Origin of the sequence: Perlucidibaca aquatica (assembly GCF_001676655.1) — a bacterium.
Lineage (GTDB): Bacteria > Pseudomonadota > Gammaproteobacteria > Pseudomonadales > Moraxellaceae > Perlucidibaca > Perlucidibaca aquatica.
Genome location: NZ_LZDB01000002.1, coordinates 670,577 through 688,580, shown reverse-complemented (window position 1 = coordinate 688,580; position 18,004 = coordinate 670,577). Strand labels below are relative to the sequence as shown.

At 55.1% G+C, this 18,004-nt stretch carries 20 protein-coding genes; all 20 read right to left on the bottom strand.

Features of this window, described 5'->3' with window-relative positions; translation table 11 throughout:
- Nucleotides 1–10: 10 nt before the first annotated feature.
- A complete protein-coding gene (gene fliG, locus A8710_RS06930; protein ID WP_068859060.1) occupies nucleotides 11–1,030 on the bottom strand; it encodes a flagellar motor switch protein FliG in 1,020 nt (339 codons plus the stop codon).
- Complete coding sequence (gene fliF, locus A8710_RS06925; RefSeq protein ID WP_068859058.1) at nucleotides 1,020–2,702, bottom strand: flagellar basal-body MS-ring/collar protein FliF; 1,683 nt, start codon at nucleotides 2,700–2,702, stop codon at nucleotides 1,020–1,022. The genes fliG and fliF overlap by 11 nt, the downstream gene beginning before the upstream one ends.
- 34 nt (nucleotides 2,703–2,736) lie before the next feature.
- On the bottom strand, nucleotides 2,737–3,105 hold the full coding sequence (fliE, locus tag A8710_RS06920; protein ID WP_068859056.1) for a flagellar hook-basal body complex protein FliE: 369 nt from the start codon (nucleotides 3,103–3,105) through the stop codon (nucleotides 2,737–2,739).
- A gap of 15 nt (nucleotides 3,106–3,120) precedes the next feature.
- Nucleotides 3,121–4,200, bottom strand: a complete 1,080-nt coding sequence (locus A8710_RS06915; protein ID WP_068859053.1) for a sigma-54 interaction domain-containing protein — start codon at nucleotides 4,198–4,200, stop codon at nucleotides 3,121–3,123.
- Between the two features lie 161 nt (nucleotides 4,201–4,361).
- A complete protein-coding gene (locus tag A8710_RS06910; RefSeq protein WP_068859051.1) occupies nucleotides 4,362–4,925 on the bottom strand; it encodes a PilZ domain-containing protein in 564 nt (187 codons plus the stop codon).
- 32 nt (nucleotides 4,926–4,957) lie between these two features.
- A complete protein-coding gene (locus A8710_RS06905; protein WP_068859048.1) occupies nucleotides 4,958–5,311 on the bottom strand; it encodes a hypothetical protein in 354 nt (117 codons plus the stop codon).
- The gene (fliS, locus tag A8710_RS06900) at nucleotides 5,311–5,766 is read right to left on the bottom strand and encodes a flagellar export chaperone FliS (protein ID WP_068859045.1); all 456 of its coding nucleotides are present in this window, start codon (nucleotides 5,764–5,766) and stop codon (nucleotides 5,311–5,313) included. The genes A8710_RS06905 and fliS overlap by 1 nt, the downstream gene beginning before the upstream one ends.
- Before the next feature lie 67 nt (nucleotides 5,767–5,833).
- Nucleotides 5,834–7,219, bottom strand: coding sequence for a flagellar filament capping protein FliD (fliD, locus tag A8710_RS06895; protein WP_068859042.1), 1,386 nt, complete (start codon nucleotides 7,217–7,219; stop codon nucleotides 5,834–5,836).
- A 29-nt stretch (nucleotides 7,220–7,248) separates the two neighbouring features.
- The gene (locus tag A8710_RS06890) at nucleotides 7,249–7,611 is read right to left on the bottom strand and encodes a flagellar protein FlaG (RefSeq protein ID WP_068859039.1); all 363 of its coding nucleotides are present in this window, start codon (nucleotides 7,609–7,611) and stop codon (nucleotides 7,249–7,251) included.
- Between the two features lie 106 nt (nucleotides 7,612–7,717).
- On the bottom strand, nucleotides 7,718–8,866 hold the full coding sequence (locus A8710_RS12520; protein ID WP_068859036.1) for a flagellin: 1,149 nt from the start codon (nucleotides 8,864–8,866) through the stop codon (nucleotides 7,718–7,720).
- A gap of 172 nt (nucleotides 8,867–9,038) precedes the next feature.
- Nucleotides 9,039–10,118, bottom strand: a complete 1,080-nt coding sequence (gene flgL, locus A8710_RS06880) for a flagellar hook-associated protein FlgL (protein WP_068859033.1) — start codon at nucleotides 10,116–10,118, stop codon at nucleotides 9,039–9,041.
- A gap of 12 nt (nucleotides 10,119–10,130) precedes the next feature.
- On the bottom strand, nucleotides 10,131–11,747 hold the full coding sequence (flgK, locus tag A8710_RS06875) for a flagellar hook-associated protein FlgK (protein ID WP_068859031.1): 1,617 nt from the start codon (nucleotides 11,745–11,747) through the stop codon (nucleotides 10,131–10,133).
- 45 nt (nucleotides 11,748–11,792) lie between these two features.
- Nucleotides 11,793–12,185, bottom strand: a complete 393-nt coding sequence (locus A8710_RS06870; protein WP_082968708.1) for a rod-binding protein — start codon at nucleotides 12,183–12,185, stop codon at nucleotides 11,793–11,795.
- 30 nt (nucleotides 12,186–12,215) lie between these two features.
- A complete protein-coding gene (locus A8710_RS06865; RefSeq protein WP_068859025.1) occupies nucleotides 12,216–13,322 on the bottom strand; it encodes a flagellar basal body P-ring protein FlgI in 1,107 nt (368 codons plus the stop codon).
- 10 nt (nucleotides 13,323–13,332) lie between these two features.
- The gene (flgH, locus tag A8710_RS06860; RefSeq protein ID WP_068860657.1) at nucleotides 13,333–14,022 is read right to left on the bottom strand and encodes a flagellar basal body L-ring protein FlgH; all 690 of its coding nucleotides are present in this window, start codon (nucleotides 14,020–14,022) and stop codon (nucleotides 13,333–13,335) included.
- A gap of 16 nt (nucleotides 14,023–14,038) precedes the next feature.
- Entirely contained in the window at nucleotides 14,039–14,824 is a 786-nt protein-coding gene (flgG, locus tag A8710_RS06855; RefSeq protein WP_068859022.1) for a flagellar basal-body rod protein FlgG, read from the bottom strand.
- A 16-nt stretch (nucleotides 14,825–14,840) separates the two neighbouring features.
- Nucleotides 14,841–15,581, bottom strand: coding sequence for a flagellar basal body rod protein FlgF (locus tag A8710_RS06850; RefSeq protein ID WP_068859019.1), 741 nt, complete (start codon nucleotides 15,579–15,581; stop codon nucleotides 14,841–14,843).
- 29 nt (nucleotides 15,582–15,610) lie between these two features.
- A complete protein-coding gene (gene flgE / locus A8710_RS06845; protein WP_068859016.1) occupies nucleotides 15,611–16,837 on the bottom strand; it encodes a flagellar hook protein FlgE in 1,227 nt (408 codons plus the stop codon).
- A gap of 32 nt (nucleotides 16,838–16,869) precedes the next feature.
- Complete coding sequence (locus tag A8710_RS06840; RefSeq protein WP_068859013.1) at nucleotides 16,870–17,562, bottom strand: flagellar hook assembly protein FlgD; 693 nt, start codon at nucleotides 17,560–17,562, stop codon at nucleotides 16,870–16,872.
- Between the two features lie 15 nt (nucleotides 17,563–17,577).
- Nucleotides 17,578–18,003 (bottom strand): flagellar basal body rod protein FlgC, encoded by a 426-nt coding sequence (gene flgC, locus A8710_RS06835; RefSeq protein WP_068859010.1) that lies wholly within the window; start codon nucleotides 18,001–18,003, stop codon nucleotides 17,578–17,580.
- Between the last annotated feature and the right edge of the window lies 1 nt (nucleotide 18,004).

Here is an 18,004-nt window from a genome sequence, read left to right as displayed (position 1 = left end):
CGACATTGCATTATTCGACATAGTCATCGCGGCCACTCGCTAAGGTAATTTGACCGGCTTCTGCCATGCGTCGAGCAATCGCAACCATTTCCTTCTGCGCGCTTTCCACATCACTCATTTTGACCGGGCCGCGCGTTTCCATATCTTCCCTAAGCATTTCGCCCGCACGCTTAGACATGTTGCGGAAAATCTTTTCTCGCATGGGTTCAATGGCACCCTTCAGGGCCATCGCCAACAGGTCGCTAGAGACTTCACGCAGCAGCACCTGCATGCCTTTGTCATCAAGGCCAATGAGGTTATCGAAGACAAACATGAGGTCTTGAATCTTGGTGGTCAGGCTGCTGTCGGCTTCGTTAAGGGCCGCAATCACTCGCGCCTCCGTCTCCGATCCAACACAGTTCATGATGTCGGCCACGGCTTTCGCGCCATCAATCAGTTTCGATTTGAACGAACCCGACAGTGACAGTTTGTTGCGCAGAATATTTTGCAGTTCGACCAGTGCCGCTTGCGGGATTTTTTCCAGCGTAGCGATGCGCAGCACAATATCTCCCTGCAATTCAGGGGCGAGTCGATCCAGAATCATGGCGGCTTGATCTTTCGCCATATGCGCCAAGGTGATGGCAATGATCTGGGGGTGTTCGTCGCGCAGCATGTGCACCACCGTGTCGAAATCTAGCCACCGTAAGGAGTCGATCTCCACCGGCTGGCTATCGCCCAAGACACGATCGGCCAGCGTTCGGCCCTGCTGCTCGCCGAGGGTGCTGACCAAGACCTGGCGCACATAGTCCGGCACGCCCACACCGAGCGGCGTTTGCGCCTGCAAGGCATGTCCAAATTGGGTAATCACCGCCAAGGCTTGGTCGTTGTTGACCTCACGAATCCCTGCCATGGCCATGCCGATTTTCTCCACGGCTTCGGAGTCCACATGCTTCAACACATCCGCTGCCCGCTCCTCGCCCAACATCAGCAGGAGCATGGCGGCCTCATGGCTACCGGGTGCTTGAGCGGTCACGGCAGTTTCAGGCGTCATGAGGAGTCACCCAGGTTTTAACGACTTGTGCGACCAGTCGAGGGTCTTCGGAGGCTGCCAAGCGCACCGCGTTCATGCGCTGGTCAAGCTCGGCGTTGCTTAAGGTCAGCGGTGCCGGCGCGGGCAACCCATTCATGCCGCTATGGCTGAATTGCATGGCATTGGGTGAATAACTATCGGGACTGTTCGAGAACTGACGCGATGCCGACTGTGAGTCGCCAGGAGCTAACGCAGGCAGTGCTGACGAGGGCGCTAAGGCCTGCTTCAGCAACGGGCGTAACACACCCCACGCTAAGAGCAGTACCGCCAGACCTACCAAGGACTGTTTCACCAAACTGGCAAACCACGACTCCTGCCAGATGGGCGTAGCGGACTCGCTCTCACCTAGTGGCTCTGGTGCCGAGAAGTTGGAGCCGACCACCGTGACTTGATCGCCACGATCCACGGTGTAGCCAATCGCGCCTTGTACCACGCTGGTCATACGATCCATCTCGGCTTGCGATGGGCCCGCACGCACGATTTTGCCCTGACTATCTCGCAGTGACGAGCTATCAACCACTACCGCCACAGAGAGCTTACGCACCGCTCCTGCGGGCGTGTTGGTGTAGTTCAGGACACGCTCAACTTCATAATTTCGTGTCACGGCCTGACTACCTGTGGTGGCCGTAGCCGCAGCCTCTCCTGCTTTGGCCGGTGGCGGCGTGACAGCAGATGGCGGTTGATTACTCAGCGCACCGGGCACACCACTCGCAGGTGGCAGCGCTTTATCGCTACCGTTCAAGGTAATTTGCTCACTGCGAACCACGCTGCGATCGGGCGTGAACGACTCGCGACTTTCTTGTAGCGATGAGAAGTCCATATCGGCAGACACCTGCACACGGACTAAACCCGATGGCACCATGGCCGAGAGCAGACGCTCAATGCGTTCCTCGTAGGCTTTCTCCACTTGTTGCCGATAGGCAAACTGGCGATTACTCAGCTCCAGGGCATCATCGCGCTCGACACGCGAAAGCAAATTGCCCTGCTGATCCACCACGGTGACCTGCTCTGAACTCAACTCAGGAATACTGGCGGCAACCAAATTCATAATGGCACGCACGTTTTGCTGATCCAGCGTGCTGCCCGGACGAATATCGACCATCACCGACGCACTGGCTGGCTTGCGATCACGAATAAAGACGCTTTGTTTAGGAAGCGCCAAATGCACCCGGGCTTTATGCACTTGCTGAATACTTTCAATGGTGCGGCTCAGCTCAACTTCTAACGCATGCTGATACTTACGCGTCTCCATAAACTCGCTAACACCAAAGCCCTTTTCAGCACGAATCATTTCCAAGCCGGTGCCATCTTCCGATTGCACAATGCCACTGCCGGCCAATTTCAAGCGCGCGTTGTGCAGCTCGGCTTCGGGCACCATTAAAGCACCGGTGTTTTTTTCTAATTGATAAGGAATATTCAGGGTCGTCAGGGTATCCATGACGGCGCTGGCCCGCTCGGCCGGCAAGCTGCTGTAGAGCACACTGTAGGGCGGCTGTTGCGACCACATGACCATGGACAAGCCGATTGCCACGCTGCCCGCCACACCGGCAAGCAAAATGATTTGCTTTAACCAGGCCGGCATAACGGCTGGCATTAAACGGCTGGTGATCTGTGAGAGCGTGGCTTCTGCCATGGTACTAACCTCATTACGCTAATAAACAACGCCATCAAATCGACATGCGCATGACTTCTTGGTAGGCATCCACCATTTTGTTGCGTACTTCCATCATGGCTTTAAAAGACACGTCGGCTTTCTGCAGAGACACCATGACTTGCGTCAAGCTGGCTTCACTGTCGCCCCGCTCCCAGGCACTGGTGGCTTGCTGTGCTCTTTGTTGAGTGGCATTCACGGCATCCACCGAGGTTCTGAGTACAGAACTAAAATCGTTACTGGGCTCTACCCCTCGCACCGGATTAGACGGGGCTAACGGTGAGATACCACCCACGCCACTCGCTGACGTTTGATTGGGCTGAGTCAAACTACGCATGGCGCGGATTTGACCTAAAACCTGATCGACACCCGATATGCTCGACATGGTTGTACTCCTGACTTACCAGATCACCTGGAGGCCAAATTTCTTCATTTTTTCCACGAGCGTGGTGCGCTGCAGCCCTAGCAATCGGGCCGCTTGCGACACCACGCCATCGACCTGACGTAAGGCTTCGTTGATGTAATTCACTTCAAGGTCTTGCAGGTATTGCTTAAGGTCCATACCTTCTTGCGACAACACCGTGGGTGCGTCGTTGCGTGGCACCGACATTTGCGTGCTAATGGCAGACAACAGCGGTTTATCCAGCAGCAGAGCTTTTGCTTCTTCCTCATCGTCACAGACTTGGCCCACATAGCGTGTTGGCAAATCTTTGACGCGCACCAGTTGACCACCGTGCGTAATGCCTAAGCGTTCGACCAAGTTTTCCAACTCACGAATATTGCCCGGCCAGCCGTAATGCATGAGCGCTTGCAAAGCGCCTTGGCTGAAGTCCGCAGACAGGTCGCCATTGGCTTCTTGCTTGCGGCGGAAGTGCTGCAATAACAACGGCAAGTCTTCTATGCGTTGACGCAGTGCGGGGACGTAAATAGGAAACACATTAAGTCGAAAGAACAGGTCTTGGCGGAAGGTGCCGGCATCGACCATGGCATCTAGGTCACGGTGCGTTGCCGCAATAATGCGCACATTGCAGCGAATGGTTTGATTGCTGCCGACCCGCTCAAAGCAACGCTCTTGCAATACACGCAAAATCTTCACCTGCATGGGCAGGCTCATGTCGCCAATTTCGTCCAGAAATAGCGTGCCGCCTTCGGCCATTTCGAAACGACCTTTACGCGTAGCCACCGCACCGGTGAAAGCGCCTTTTTCATGGCCGAACAATTCACTTTCGAGTAAGTCAGCGGGAATAGCGCCGCAATTTACCGGCACAAAGGCGCATTTGGCGCGCTCGGAATTTTGGTGCAAGGAACGCGCAACGACTTCCTTGCCGCTGCCCGATTCACCCTGAATCAGGACGACCGTATTGTGATTGGCCACCTGGCTAATGAGACGACGAACTTGTGAAATGGCCGGTGAATTACCCAGTGGCGAAAGCACTGTCGGTAATGGACTCTGACGTGTATCAACTGCACCCAATCCCATCACATTCACCCTGCGAGCTTCTGCCCGTCTCTGCGTCTATGCATCGAATGTCGATTATTTGACGGCAGAGTTCAGTGAGGAATTGGCAACTACTTGTGGGATTCAGGGGTGTATATGTTTCGTTGTGTTGCGCCCATCGGCGTTAACGCTTGTATGCGTAATTAACGTGATGAGCGGTGCTCGGCAACCTGGCGTCTATGTTGACGGAAGAGAAATTTCTCCAAGGCATTTTTCATCGATAGTGGTAATTCTGACAGTAGCGCCACTCCCGCAGACTCGACCCGTGCCGGTAAGCGCAAAGGTGCCGCCACAAGCGGATGCACATAAATCTCAATGATGCCGGAGGTGCCCGGCTCGGCAGGCAGCACCTGACCATGCCAGAGAAATTGGCGCGCGGTCAGCCTGACCGAAGCCAGTGGCGGCACTAAGGCATATTTATCCAACAGGCGGGTGACTAAGCTGGTTAAGAGATCCAGTTTGGCTTCAATACGAAACATGTCCTGATGCAGCAGGCCACTCTCATCGCCGTCATGAGCCTGGGGCTGATCAATCACCGCAATGGCATTCAGCAACATCAGGTTGCCCTCATGCATGGCACTGAACTCGTGGTCGGTAAAGCCTGCGGGCATGGCAGCCCAAGCCACAGGCAGAACACCTTCTAGGCAAATGGTGTCGGCCAGATCGGTGGCTACCGGCGTCACAGGGTTTGTTTCAATGACATCCATGGAGCGACTCCTGAGTAGGCTGGGCCTCAAAATTACAAACCTTGATGACGTAAATACACTTGCGCCACCGCACCCGCCATATAGTTGTTACTCGCCTCTTGACGAATAATGGCTTGCTGATCGGCAGCAAGCACGGCGACTTCGGCATCCAGATTGAGCATGACACGAATGCCATCGGCCAATGATTTTTTATCGATGAGCTCGGGGTGTGACTGGAAATAATGTTCTAACAAGGGGCGACGCTGCTGCTGAATGCTGAGGGCAGCAGTCCAATCACCTCGCTTCGCGCTCTCGAGCAAATCATGGGTCATGGCTAACAGGGCATTCCAGGTCAGGCGTTGTTCTGAAGCTGGGCGTGGAAAATGAATGATATCGGCCGGTTTCATTATCGTGCTCCCATGGCAATGCGGCTGTCATCACCTGTCATGGCCGCTACAGGCACCCCATGACGATACCCTTCGGGAATGGCATCCCAGGCCGATTTGATTTCTCGCAGTAAGCCCGCGGACTCCGCTAACAATGACGAGTCACTTTCTAAATTGGCGCGCAATAGGCATCGGCAAATATAGTCATAGAGTTGGTCTAGCTGTTGCGTCAGTGGATGCTGAACGGAGCGATCCAGGCTCATGCGTAGCCCCTCTACAATCCCAATGGCACGCCCAATGTCGTGGCCTTTGGCCGCAATGTCGCGACGCTCAATATGACCCTGCGCTTTCGCGATACGGTCCAACGCGCCGTCAAACAGCATTTGAATTAATCGATGTGGGCTGGCCGCTTCCACGTTGGCATGTCGATTGATATCGGCATAAGCCTTAGCGCCAAATGCATTTGCAGACTTCATGATTATTCCCCTTGCCAGCCCGTTGTACCTGTTAGCTTTATCGGCGCTGGCAAAGAAAACTTGACGCTCATGACGATAATTTTGCGAGTTGTTGCGTTAAAAATGAGCTGGTACTGGCAAAGCCGGATAACAGCGAATCTAATTCCGTGAATTGTTTACGGTAACGTGATTCCACTGCCGTCATACGTAACTCCAAAGCCTGCTTTTGTGCCGCCAGTGACTTAGCTTCACCGCGTAAACTGCTGCTACGACTTTCAATCACACCGGTACTACTCGAGTAGCCATCCATCGTTTGTGCGAACCGCGCCGCCAAACCATTCGTGCCACTAAATAGCGCGGTGACATCACTCATACGAGTTGTTAACACGGCATCCATTCGTGTGGCATTCACCGTGAGCAGCCCGTTTTTGGCCTGACTACTAATACCTAACTCGGCGAGACTATCGAGGTCTAAGGCTGCGCCAGCTAAGGCGTTATTAATTTCATTTTTTAAGGTACTGGCGAGACGCTGAGTGACGGCATCGCCCTGTAACTGACCGGCCACCTGGGTCGTTGGGTTATATGCCGTCAGGCTATTAATCTGGGTCTGCAACTTGTTATAGCCCGCAACAAATTGGTCAATCGCCGTGCGCGTTGTGGTTTTGTCGGCATTCACATTGATCGTGACATTCTCACCGGGGGATGCTTTCGCGACGACCAACGTAACCCCTTCAACCGCCTGGCTAAACGTATTTGTTGGCGAGGTAATACTAAAGCCATCGAGCAAAATTCGGGCATCCGCAGCGGGCGACTTCACCGTCATGGGGTTACTGCCAGCACTGGGGTTGTAGTTGAGTAAGCTCAGGTCGCCGGTATCGCCGGGTGGCGTGGTCACGGCGTTTAGAGTGATGCCTTGTGCGCTGCCACTGCCTGCTGCAGTTAACACCAAATGACTGCCCGTACTTGCTGTCACAATCGTGGCGCGAATGCCTGGATTTCCCGATGCGGTATTAATGGCATCGCGAATACTGCTTAATGAGTCATTACCCGCCGTGATAGTGACGCTGAAGTTACTCGTCCCGGCACTAATATCTAATCGCCCTGTGCCGACAGCACTTGAGCCACTGAGAAAGGCACCCGAAGCGAGTTTTTGTGTGCTCGCTAGGCTTTCAACAGACAGGTTGTAAGTGCCCGGCGTTGCCTGTGGGCTAGCACTGGCCTTCACTAAACTCTCGTTACTCACTTGTGCCGTTCTTGCCTTAAACACGGCTTCACTTTGCAACTTTTTCAGGGTGTCTTGAAATTCGGCCACCGTGGCCCGCAACCCACCATATGCGGAGAGTCGAGACTGCACTTTACTTTCACGTGCCGTAATTCGGTTAGCCGTTGGCGCACGTTCTGCCTGCACCAATTGCGTCACCAAACTATTCACGTCTAAGCCGGAGCCTAGGCCATTCGTGGTTAACCCTGGCATAGCACTACCCTCGTTCGTTAAACCTCACACTAGGCCCGATCACTTATCAGGCCCGATGTTGAATCCGCTAATTCTTGCGCTAACTTGAGCCAACTTTCAGTTGGCATTTGGCGAATGATGTCGCCCGAGTCGGTATCAATAACGCGCATGACCGTGGTGCCACTGCCTTCATCAATCGAGAAGGCCAGGTGTTGTTGATGTTGCTGCAATAGCTCGGTCAATCCCTGTAATTCAGAGGCGTTGGGACTGGTCGGGTTTTCTCGCTCCAACGCACCCGCCGGCTCGGCAGTTGGAATATCTAAATTGCGAAGATTGGCCACCACGCTTAACTGCGGTGCTTTTTGCTGAGGCAGCGCGTTGGGGATGGCGCTCAGCGCATTGAGACTATTCATGATGACCTCGACACATCACCAACGCCAACAGGGAATGAGCTTTACGCTCACTCCCTGCCAGCCAGGAACGGATGGAGTGAGCCTAAGCTCACTCCACTTGCTGTGCTTAACGCAGCAGACCCAACACGCCCTGAGGCAAGGAGTTAGCCTGCGACAGCATCGCGGTACCTGCCTGCTGAAGGATCTGACCCTTAGACAGGTTGGCCGTTTCCGCCGCAAAGTCCGCATCCACAATTCGACCACGCGATGCCGACAGGTTTTCCGAGGTGGTCTGCAAGTTGGCAATGGTGGACGAGAAGCGGTTTTGGATGGCACCCAAGTTACCGCGCGAGGTGTTCACCGACTTCAAGGCCGCGTCCATCATGGCGATCGCGTCTTGTGCGCCGGTGAAGCTGGACACGTTGACCGAGTTCACACCCACGGCTGGAGTCGATGTACCCACTGAGCCGGCGGCGAAGCCTGCGATGGCCACCGTACCACTCGCACCACCCACGGTGACTGCAGCAGAGCTGGTCAATGTCACCTGACCGGAGGTCGCGTCATACGATGCACCGACACCCGTTGTGGACGAAACACGGTTGATCGCTTCCGTGATTTGGCCTGCACGCTCTTGCGAGTTGCCTGCCGCAGCAATGGCACCTACATCGGTACCGTTGATGGTCAGACCACCGGCTGGAATCGCGGTAGCGAAGCTGGTAATTGCCGATGCCGACACTGAGGCACTGAAACGGTTGATGGTGCCGCCAAGTGTTGCCACCTGTGTGTTGGCAATGCTGGCGATGGTGATGGTTTCACCGGCATTAGCACCCACTTGGAAGGCGACACCCGAGAACGAACCATCAAGCAGCTTGGTGCCGTTGAAGTTGGTTTGTTCGGACACACGCTGAATTTCCGATTTCAGCTGAGTCACTTCCGAATTCAGTGCATCACGGTCGGCTTGTGTGTTGGTGCCGTTAGAGGCCTGAACTGCCAGCTCACGGATACGCTGCAGGTTGCTGCCAACTTCGGTCAACGCACCTTCAGCGGTTTGCACCAGCGAGATACCGTCGTTGGCGTTACGGGCTGCCTGGTTGAGGCCACGGATCTGGCTGCTGAAACGCTCGCTGATGGCGAGACCAGCCGAGTCATCCTTGGCGCTATTGATACGCAGGCCGGTCGACAGGCGCTGCAGCGAAGTTGCTAGACCTTCCTGTGACTTGGCGACATTGCGCTGAGCATTCAGGGAGGCCACGTTGGTGTTGATGGACAGAGCCATGATGTTTCTCCGAAGGTCTTTATTGACTAGGCGGTAGCGGTCTCTGCCGGAGTGGCTTCATCTCGCTAACACCCTGTTTATCGTTAGCCCCGGGCACTTCTTTAGGGGCTTTAACACGGTCTCAACAAATCACTGCAATCGCTGACACGGAGCCTCCCGGCGTGCCGTTTGGTTACAAATAATTGAACAAAGACAAGCCCTGCACTTTCGTAAACACCTGCTGGGCGGCTTGAATACCGGTGAGCTGTTGGTTTAATCGCGCAATCGCATCGGCGTAATCCACGTCCTGCAATGACGACAAGGTCGTCTGTAACTGCAGGCTCGATTCCGCACGAATATTGGTTTGCACATCGAGTTGATTAAGGCGCGTACCGATACCCGTACGCACGTCAGAAAGATGCCCGATATGACTGTCTAGGCGACTTAGCCCATCAGACATGAGTGAGGCAAACTGAGTTTGCGTAAGCGAGCCCGTCGGCACAGGAAAGGTGCTATCCGACACGATTGGCTTGCGTAGACCCTCGGCTAAAGCCTGCACATCCGCTAAGACATCACGGCGGCCACTGCCTGTACCCTGCTGATATACCGAGAGGGCGGGATCCACATCAGCCAGCGTCGCTGAAGGGCCAATATCGACCTGGCGCTGACCATTTGCTGATGGCGTAAAGTCTGCGGGATTCAAGCTGGCATCTACCACCACTTCGCCCGCGACTAAGGTGGCCGGCACTAGCTGACCACTGCCATCTAATAAACCAGGCACGCGCAAACCGGCAGCATTTTCTAATACGGGAAAGGCTTTACCGGCGAAGCTCATATAGGGTGGCTTGTCTTCACCAAAGCCGCCAAAGAGATATTTGCCCGTACCGTCTTTCATGTTCACTTGTTGCAGCAAGGCATCACGTAATTGCTCAACCTCTGCGGCAATGGCGCCACGGGTGTCATTACTTTGCGTGCCGTTATTGGCCTGCACGCTTAGCTCGCGCACGCGTTGCAGCACATCGAGGCTACCGCCCACCGCCGTTTCTTGCAGACGCAGACGGTTCTCACTTTGCACACCGTTGCGCTCGTATTGAGCCAGTTTTTCCACTGCACGAGTCACATCCACGGCACGCGTAGCGGCCACCGGATCATCAGAGGGTTTTAACAGTCGTTTACCCGACGCTAATTGCTGCTGCGTTTTCGCCGCAGCCGCTTGCTGTTCCAACAAGCTACTCATGCTTTGGCGAAACCACTGTGAGGAGGCAATACGCATGATGAATCTCCCTTAGCGCCTGAAGGTGTCGATCATGGTTTGAAAGACGGAGTTCGCTACCGAGGCCACTTGAGCTGCCGCTTGGTAGGCCTGCTGAAAACGCATGAGGTTGGCGGCCTCCTCATCTAAGTTCACGCCAGAGATGGAGTCGCGACGCGACATCGACTGTTCGAGTAATAGGCTTTGTGAGGCCATACTCACCTCACTGGAGCGCACGGTAGAGGCCACTTCGCTGATCAGGTTTTGCATGCCATCGGCGATGCTAGTTGTGCCCCCGAAAAAGACGCGTTGGTTTTCCGCTGCTGCCATCAGCAAGGCATTGCGATTGTCACCCACACCAAATGTGCCGGAGGCACTTGCTGCTGCGACCTGACTCGATGCCGTTAGGTTGAGTCGCAGACCAGCCGCCACACCGCCCGTGGGTTTAATGAGAAAGGTGTCGCCGGCTACTGCTGTGCCACTGAGACTAATATTCAGGCCCACTGCAGCCGCACTCACGGGCGTGTTGCCGGGCTGGGTAAACAGGATGAATCCGCCCGCACCATCGGCGACCACACTGTAGTTGTCACCGGTCAGTTGGCTCACCTGGGAAATACTGGCGGTAACGGACGCCGAACCTGCGTTCAAACCACTGTTTTGCACGACCACGGGCGGCACGGTAAAAAATGCCTGACCCATGGCGCCACTCAAGTCACGTCCGCCTTGTTGAATGGTGTTGATTTGGCTGGCCAAACCCAACGCCAGCAAGCCCACCTGACTGCGCACTGGCGCCAGCACTTCCTCTCGAAAGGCAATGAGACCGCCCAAGCTCCCACCTTCAAGTGCGTCGGTAATAACACCGCCGCTGGGCAGCGTCACATCAGGGCGGCTGGGGTCAAAGCGATTTGCGGACACGGTCAGCATTTGCGGAATATTGGACAACACCAGCGACTGGCCATTACCAATAAACACATTGAGCGCGCCATCCGATTGGCTAACGGTGCTGACCTTGACCAACTTATTCAGTCCGATTAAAGCTTGATCGCGCGCATCCAAGAGATCGTTAGGCGGCATGCCGGGGTTAGCCCCCGTTGCCTCACTAATGGCTTTGTTTAAATCGGAGATACGTTTAGCAAAGCCATTAATTTCATCTACCGAGCTTCGTAAGCGTTGGTTCACTTCTAAATCGACGCGTTCAAGTTGGCTATCAATGTCGCGAACGCGGGCGGTAACGGCCTCACCTTCGCCCAGCAATACACGGCGAGCGGCCAAGGACGAAGGATCTGTTGCAACATCCTGTACAGCATTAAAAAAACGCGACATGGCGGCATTGATGCCGGTGGTTGGGTCAGACACCACGGACTCAACACGCGTGGCTAAGCCGGAAAAGGTTTCTTCTCGGGCAAGGCCGGCGGTATTGCTTCGCACCTGATCGATAACAAACGAGTCAAAGACACGACGCAGGGAAGACACTTGCACGCCTGAGCCAATGGCACCCGATCCCGCTTGATTGACCACTCGCGTGCTCATGTCAACGCGCTGGCGGCTATAGCCCTCGGTGTTGGCATTGGCAATGTTGTGACTGGTCGTGGACAACGCCCGTTGATACGTGGTGAGCGCGGAAAGCGCGGTACCCATCATGTCTGCCATTGACCACCTCTGCGCATCAAAGCCACCTGACGGTTTCTTGACGCTTTACTGTTCGACGGGCCCTGTCGTGGTCGGCGTATTCACGGCGGCTTGACGCAGGGACAACTGCAACGCCAGTGTTTGTGCGCTTTGCGGCGCGGGCGTGAGTTGCTTCACCATAACTTTTGCAAGGCCTATGCCACCTTGCTCAGCAAGGTTTACCGAGAGTTGGTTATCGAACATATCCCGATAGGTTTTGCCTGCTTCGTCACTAAACAAGCCGCTTTCCGGTACGGCTGCGCGCATGCTTTTCAACATCATTTGCAGGTAGACCGATTCAAACTGTTTGGCGACCGGTAGCAAGGCTTTTGCTGGGTCAGCATTGGCCTCACGCTTAAGGCCCTGTAAGGCCTGCGGGTCATGAAACATAACTTCAGGTGTTGAGTTTGAAATCGCCATGATTAGATCGCCATGATTAGATAGGCATGGTCAGATCACGATGAGCTCAGCGCGTAAGGCGCCGGCCTGGCTGAGCGCTTCTAAAATGGCGACCAAGTCTGAAGGTGATGCGCCCACGGCATTGATGGCTCGCACCACATCATCCAGCGTGTTGCCTGTGTCGAGCTTGAACATGCGAGGGGTGGCTTGCTCAACGGCAATCTCGGACCGGGGCACGACCGTAGTCTCGCCTTTGGAGAAGGGCCCGGGCTGACTGACTTCCGGCTTTTCACTGATCGTGACAGTGAGCGAGCCATGGGTAACGGCGGCTGGCAAGGTTCTTACCGTGCCGCCAATGACAATGGTGCCTGTGCGTGAGTTCACGACGACTTTGGCGGAGGCCTCGGCCGGCTTCACTTGCAGGTTTTCTAGCAAAGAGAGAAACGTGATTTGTTTGTCGCTATCTAGCGGCCCCGTAACGGCTATGGAGGTGGCATCAACTGCCCTTGCCACACCCTCACCAAACTGACCATTAATAGCCTCCACCAGACGATGCGCAGTGGTGAAGTCCGAGTTTTTTAAATTGAGCTGGATAACACCGTTACTGGCAATTTGACCCGGCGCCTGTCGCTCCACTGTCGCGCCATTTGGAATGCGCCCAGCGCTGGGTACATTCACGGTAATCCGCGAACCATCCTGACCCGAGGCCGCTAAGCCACCGACCAGCAAGCTACCCTGAGCCATGGCATAGACTTGACCATCAGCCCCGGTAAGCGGGGCCATGAGCAGACTGCCGCCACGCAAACTACCGGCATTACCAATAGAAGAAACAGTGACATCAATGCTTTGGCCGGGCTTGGCAAACGCGGGCAACATGGCGTGAACCGTCACAGCCGCCACGTTCTTTAACTGCGGATTGACGTTATCAGGCACCTTGATGCCAAAGCGCGCCAACATGTTGCGAATGCTTTGAATCGTGAATGGCGCCTGACTGGTTTGATCGCCTGTACCGGGCAAACCCACAACGAGGCCATAACCGACGAGTTGGTTTTCGCGCACACCGGTAATCGACACCAAATCTTTGATACGTTCCGCCTGCGCCATGAGCGGACTTAGGGTCAGCACGGTGACCCAGAGCAAATGCTTAAACGGTGTCATGGTCATGTCCTCACAATGGCGCTAAAACAGATTGGAATAACCGACCTAGCCAGCCCATGGCATTGGCATCATTGAGCATGCCCTTGCCGCTATAGGTAATGCGCGCATCGGCCACTTTCCACGACGGCACACTGTTATCGGGCCCCACATCTACCGGGCGAATGGTGCCGGCCACACGAATAAATTCTTCGCCTTGATTAATCGTGACCCATTTTTCGCCCTGAACACGCAGGTTGCCATTAGCCAACACTTCAGCCACGGTCACGGTAATGCTGCCACTGAGGCGATTGCTTTGACTGCTAGCGCCTTGGCCTTTGAAGTCCTGATTTGAACTGATCGACGTGTCGAGTAAGTCACGACCTTTGAAGGTCACGGGGCCGCCCAAGAGGTTGCCGGTGGGAATAGCTACACTGCTATCCTTCGCCGTGGTGGTAGTGGACTGCTTACTGGCATCGGTCTTTTCCACCAAGTTAATGGTGACAACATCGCCGACTTGATTGGCGCGATGATCCACAAACAAATTGGCACCCCGCCCGGCCTGAAAAATCGCACCCGGCGTGGCGGCCGCAGGATTCACTAATACCGGTGGCGTAGCCTGCCAAGCCTTATCACCGGGCTTAATGAGCCCATTATGCTGACACGCCAACAAGGTCATGCTGAGGCATAGCACCAGCCCGCGTAGCACGCTAAAACTTGGCATGGTTAGACCCTCGGGCTTAAACATTGTTATTCAGGTATTGCAGCATTTGATCGCTGGCGGAGATGGCTTTCGAATTCATTTCGTAAGCACGCTGGGTCTCAATCATATTCACCAGCTCTTCCACCACATTCACATTCGAGCCTTCCAGCGCGCCCTGCGCCAAGCTACCGATACCATTGAGTCCGGGCGTACCGGTTTGCGGTGTGCCGCTGGCAGCCGTTTCAACATAGAGGTTTTCACCCTTAGGCATGAGACCCGCAGCGTTGACAAAGTCGGTGAGCTGCAAGCTGCCGATCTGCGCGGGCGTGGCCTGTCCAGGAAGCTGTGCGGTCACCGTGCCATCGCTACCAATGGTGATGGACTGGGTGCCTTGGGGAATGGTGATGCCGGGCTCCACAATATTGCCGCTGGCCGTGACTAGCTGGCCCTGACTATCCACTTCGAAATTGCCATCACGGGTATAGGCAGCGGTGCCATCGGCCTGACGCACTTGAAAAAAGCCGCGACCATCAATGGCGACATCTAGGCTATTACCGGTTTGCGACACCGTGCCTTGGGCATGAATTTTCTCTGTGGCCACAACGCGCACACCCGTACCTAAATGCAGGCCCGTGGGTAGACGCGTCTGTTGTGTTTCTTGGCCACCGGCCTGGCGAACATTCTGGTAGAGCAAATCTTCGAAGACCGCACGATCTTTCTTAAAGCCTGTGGTGTTGGCGTTGGCCAAGTTATGGCTGACCACCTGCATACGGGTTTGCTGGGCATCGAGGCCGGTCTTGGCGACCCAAAGTGCTGCGTTCATAGTGACATCCTCAGAGTTATTCCAGACGCATTAAGCGCGTGCCGGTATCGGCCATATCTTTTGCGGTTTGCATCATCTTCACTTGCATCTCGTAAGAGCGAGACAGGCTGATCATGTTCACCATGGCATCAACCGTATTCACGTTGGAGCCTTCCAAACTGCCGGACTGCAGACCAATGGCTGCCGACACTTCACCCGGCTTATCGTCTTGTTGGCGCATTAAGCCGTCGTTGCCTTTGATGACCTGCGATTGATCAAGGGTGACTAACTTGATGCGATCCACCACGGCGAGCGTGTCCGCCCCCTGCCCCAATGGAATCACCGAAACAGAACCATCCCGGCCAATGGTGAGGCTGCTGTGAGGCGGAATGGAGACGGGGCCGTTTTCACCTAAAACCGGCTGCCCGGCACCGTTTAGCAGCTGCCCCGTCACCGTGATTTGTAAGTCCCCGCGACGGCTATACGCCTCTTTTCCTTGGCCATCCTGCACGGCCAGCCAGCCCTCACCCGTGATCGCGACATCTAACTCGCGACCGGTCTGCTGAATGGGGCCCGCTTGCAATTGGCTGGCACGCTCACCGGCCACGGCATTCACGCGAGTGGCTAAGCCGGGGCCTGTCACCGCCTCTGCCATCAGCTGATGAAAGTCGGCGCGAAAACCGGAGGTACTGGCATTGGCTAAATTGTTGGCGTTAGTGGCTTGCGCTAACTGCATGGCGCGCGCACCGGTCATGCCGACATAAAGCATATGGTCCATGGTTCTACCCTCCTGCTACGGCCCCCTCATCAACGCATGTTGATGATGGTTTGCGTGACCTGGTCGGCGGTGGAAATCATCTGGGCATTGGCTTGGAAGTTGCGTTGGGCCGTGATCATTTCTACCAGCTGCTCGGTTAAGTCCACGTTTGACGACTCCAAGGCACCGGCCTGCAACAGACCAAAGTTAGAACTTCCGCCTTGGCCTAAACGCGGGCCACCCGATGTGAACGTCTCTGCCCACGAGGTTTCACCGAGCTGCTGCAAACCATTCGGATTAGAGAAAATGGCCAAGGCCACCTGACCCAGCAATTTCAGCTGACCATTGGTGAATCGGGCCGATACCACACCGGTTTTATCCACTTCCACGCCCGTCATACGCCCCGTGGTGTAGCCGTCTTGGAACAGGCTATTCACACCAAACCCTTGGCCATACTGAGTGGAGCCGTTGTAATTGAAATCCAATGCCAAATCGGCAGATCCGGTACCGAGTTGAGCTCCCGTCACCGTTACCGTGGGTAATGCCCCACCGGCAGGGGTCGCCAATTTGCCCGTGGCTGAATCAAAGGTGAGCTGCTGGGGTGAGCCGCGCTCATTGCCATCCACAAACAGACGCTGAGTCCAGGTATTGGCAGCGGGCTCTTTGATGAAATAGATCGTGCTGGTGTGTGGCGTGCCCAGCGAGTCATACACCGTCATGGAGGTGGCATGGTTATAGGTGCTGGGGTTAGCACTGCTAAAGACACCCGCAGGTTGAGGCGCGTTAGCGGGCAAGTTCACACCCACTTCAATTTTATTGGTGGCCTTGGGGGGACTTTCGGTGGTGAGCAAACGCACATCACTGAGGGCACCCGTAGCGAATTCTCCGGTTTCAGAGACCGGGAATACTTGTAGACGTTGCAAATCGTTATTCACCACAAAGCCTTCGCGATCCACGCTAAAAGCTCCGGCTCGGCTATACACCGTGCCCTCACGCCCTTTCATGACAAAGAAGCCTTCGCCACTGATGGCCATATCGAGGTTGTTGTTGGTGAAATCCACATTACCTTGACCAAATTTTTGCTGAATCGAGGCCACCTGCACACCTGCCCCGGTCGCCGTGGCCGACAGATCATTACTGGCGGTAGCAAACACATCCGAAAACAACGCGCGCGAGGACTTAAAGCCGGCCGTGTTGACGTTGGCAATGTTGTGGGCAGTGACATCTAAGTGGGTGGCTGCTGAGTTCAAGCCACTGAGTGCGATACGAAAGCTCATGGTATTTCTCCGAAATTAGACGGTATGTGGGCTTAGCCCACTTCTTTCACATCAGATAATTTAAGTGTGCCGAGGCCTTGCACTTGCAACTGCGGGCCTTGCCCCCCGGTCGGTAAGCTCACGCCCGTTACGGGTGCTCGCATCTGCATTTCAATGGCCAAGCGCTGACCATTGGTCATGGCAGTGGCTTGAATCTTGTAGTCTCCAGCCGCTACGGTTGCGCCGCTGTCATCTTTGCCATCCCAAGCAAACTGCAATGGCCCGGCAGCTTGTGCGCCAGATTGCATACGACGCACGACCTCTCCAGCCGCATTACGGATTTCGATGTCTACCTGCTGCGAGGGCTTGGCTAACTCAATTTGACCCATAACACTGGGCGCTGCAGCACTCAGGCTGAAGGTGTCCTTACTGACCAAGACGTCACGTCCTAGCAAGTTCGAGGCGCTAAGCACTTGTGAGCTACGCAATGAGTCCACCACGTCCACCAACGAGTTTTTCATTTCACTAATGCCCGTCACGCTGCTGAGCTGAGCCATTTGCGCGATGAACTGAGTGTTATCAGTGGGCTTGAACGGGTCCTGCGACTTCAGCTGCTGCAACATGAGCTGCATAAAGTCTTCTTGATTCAGCGCACCTAAATCCTTTTTACGCGCAGGTGCAGTGCCTGTTGGCGCCACACCAGAAGCAGCGCTAGTGCTATTACCAAGATAGGTTGCAATATCCATGACCTCAACTCCTGCTTATTGGCCGAGCTGCAAGGTGCGCAGCATCAAGGTTTTGGTGGTATTAAAAATTTCGGCATTGCTTTGATAGCTGCGTGAGGCCGAGATCATGTTGGCCATCTCTTCCACCTCATTCACGTTCGAGGCATAGACATAGCCGTCGGCATCCGCCATCGGGTTACCCGGCTCATAGCGCTTGGGAACGGGCGCCTGGCTTTCCACAATTTCCGGCACATTGACGCCCCCGACAGGATTACCTGCAGGACTAGCCGACAATGCATTGGAGGTCTCCATGACCGTGGCAAATACCGTCTGCTTTGCACGGTATGCCCCTTGCTCGGTGGAGCTGACCGTATTGGCATTAGCCAAATTACTGGCCGTGGTGTTGAGCCGCAGCATCTGAGCATTCATGGCAGAACCGGCAATGTCTAAAATACTGGCCATG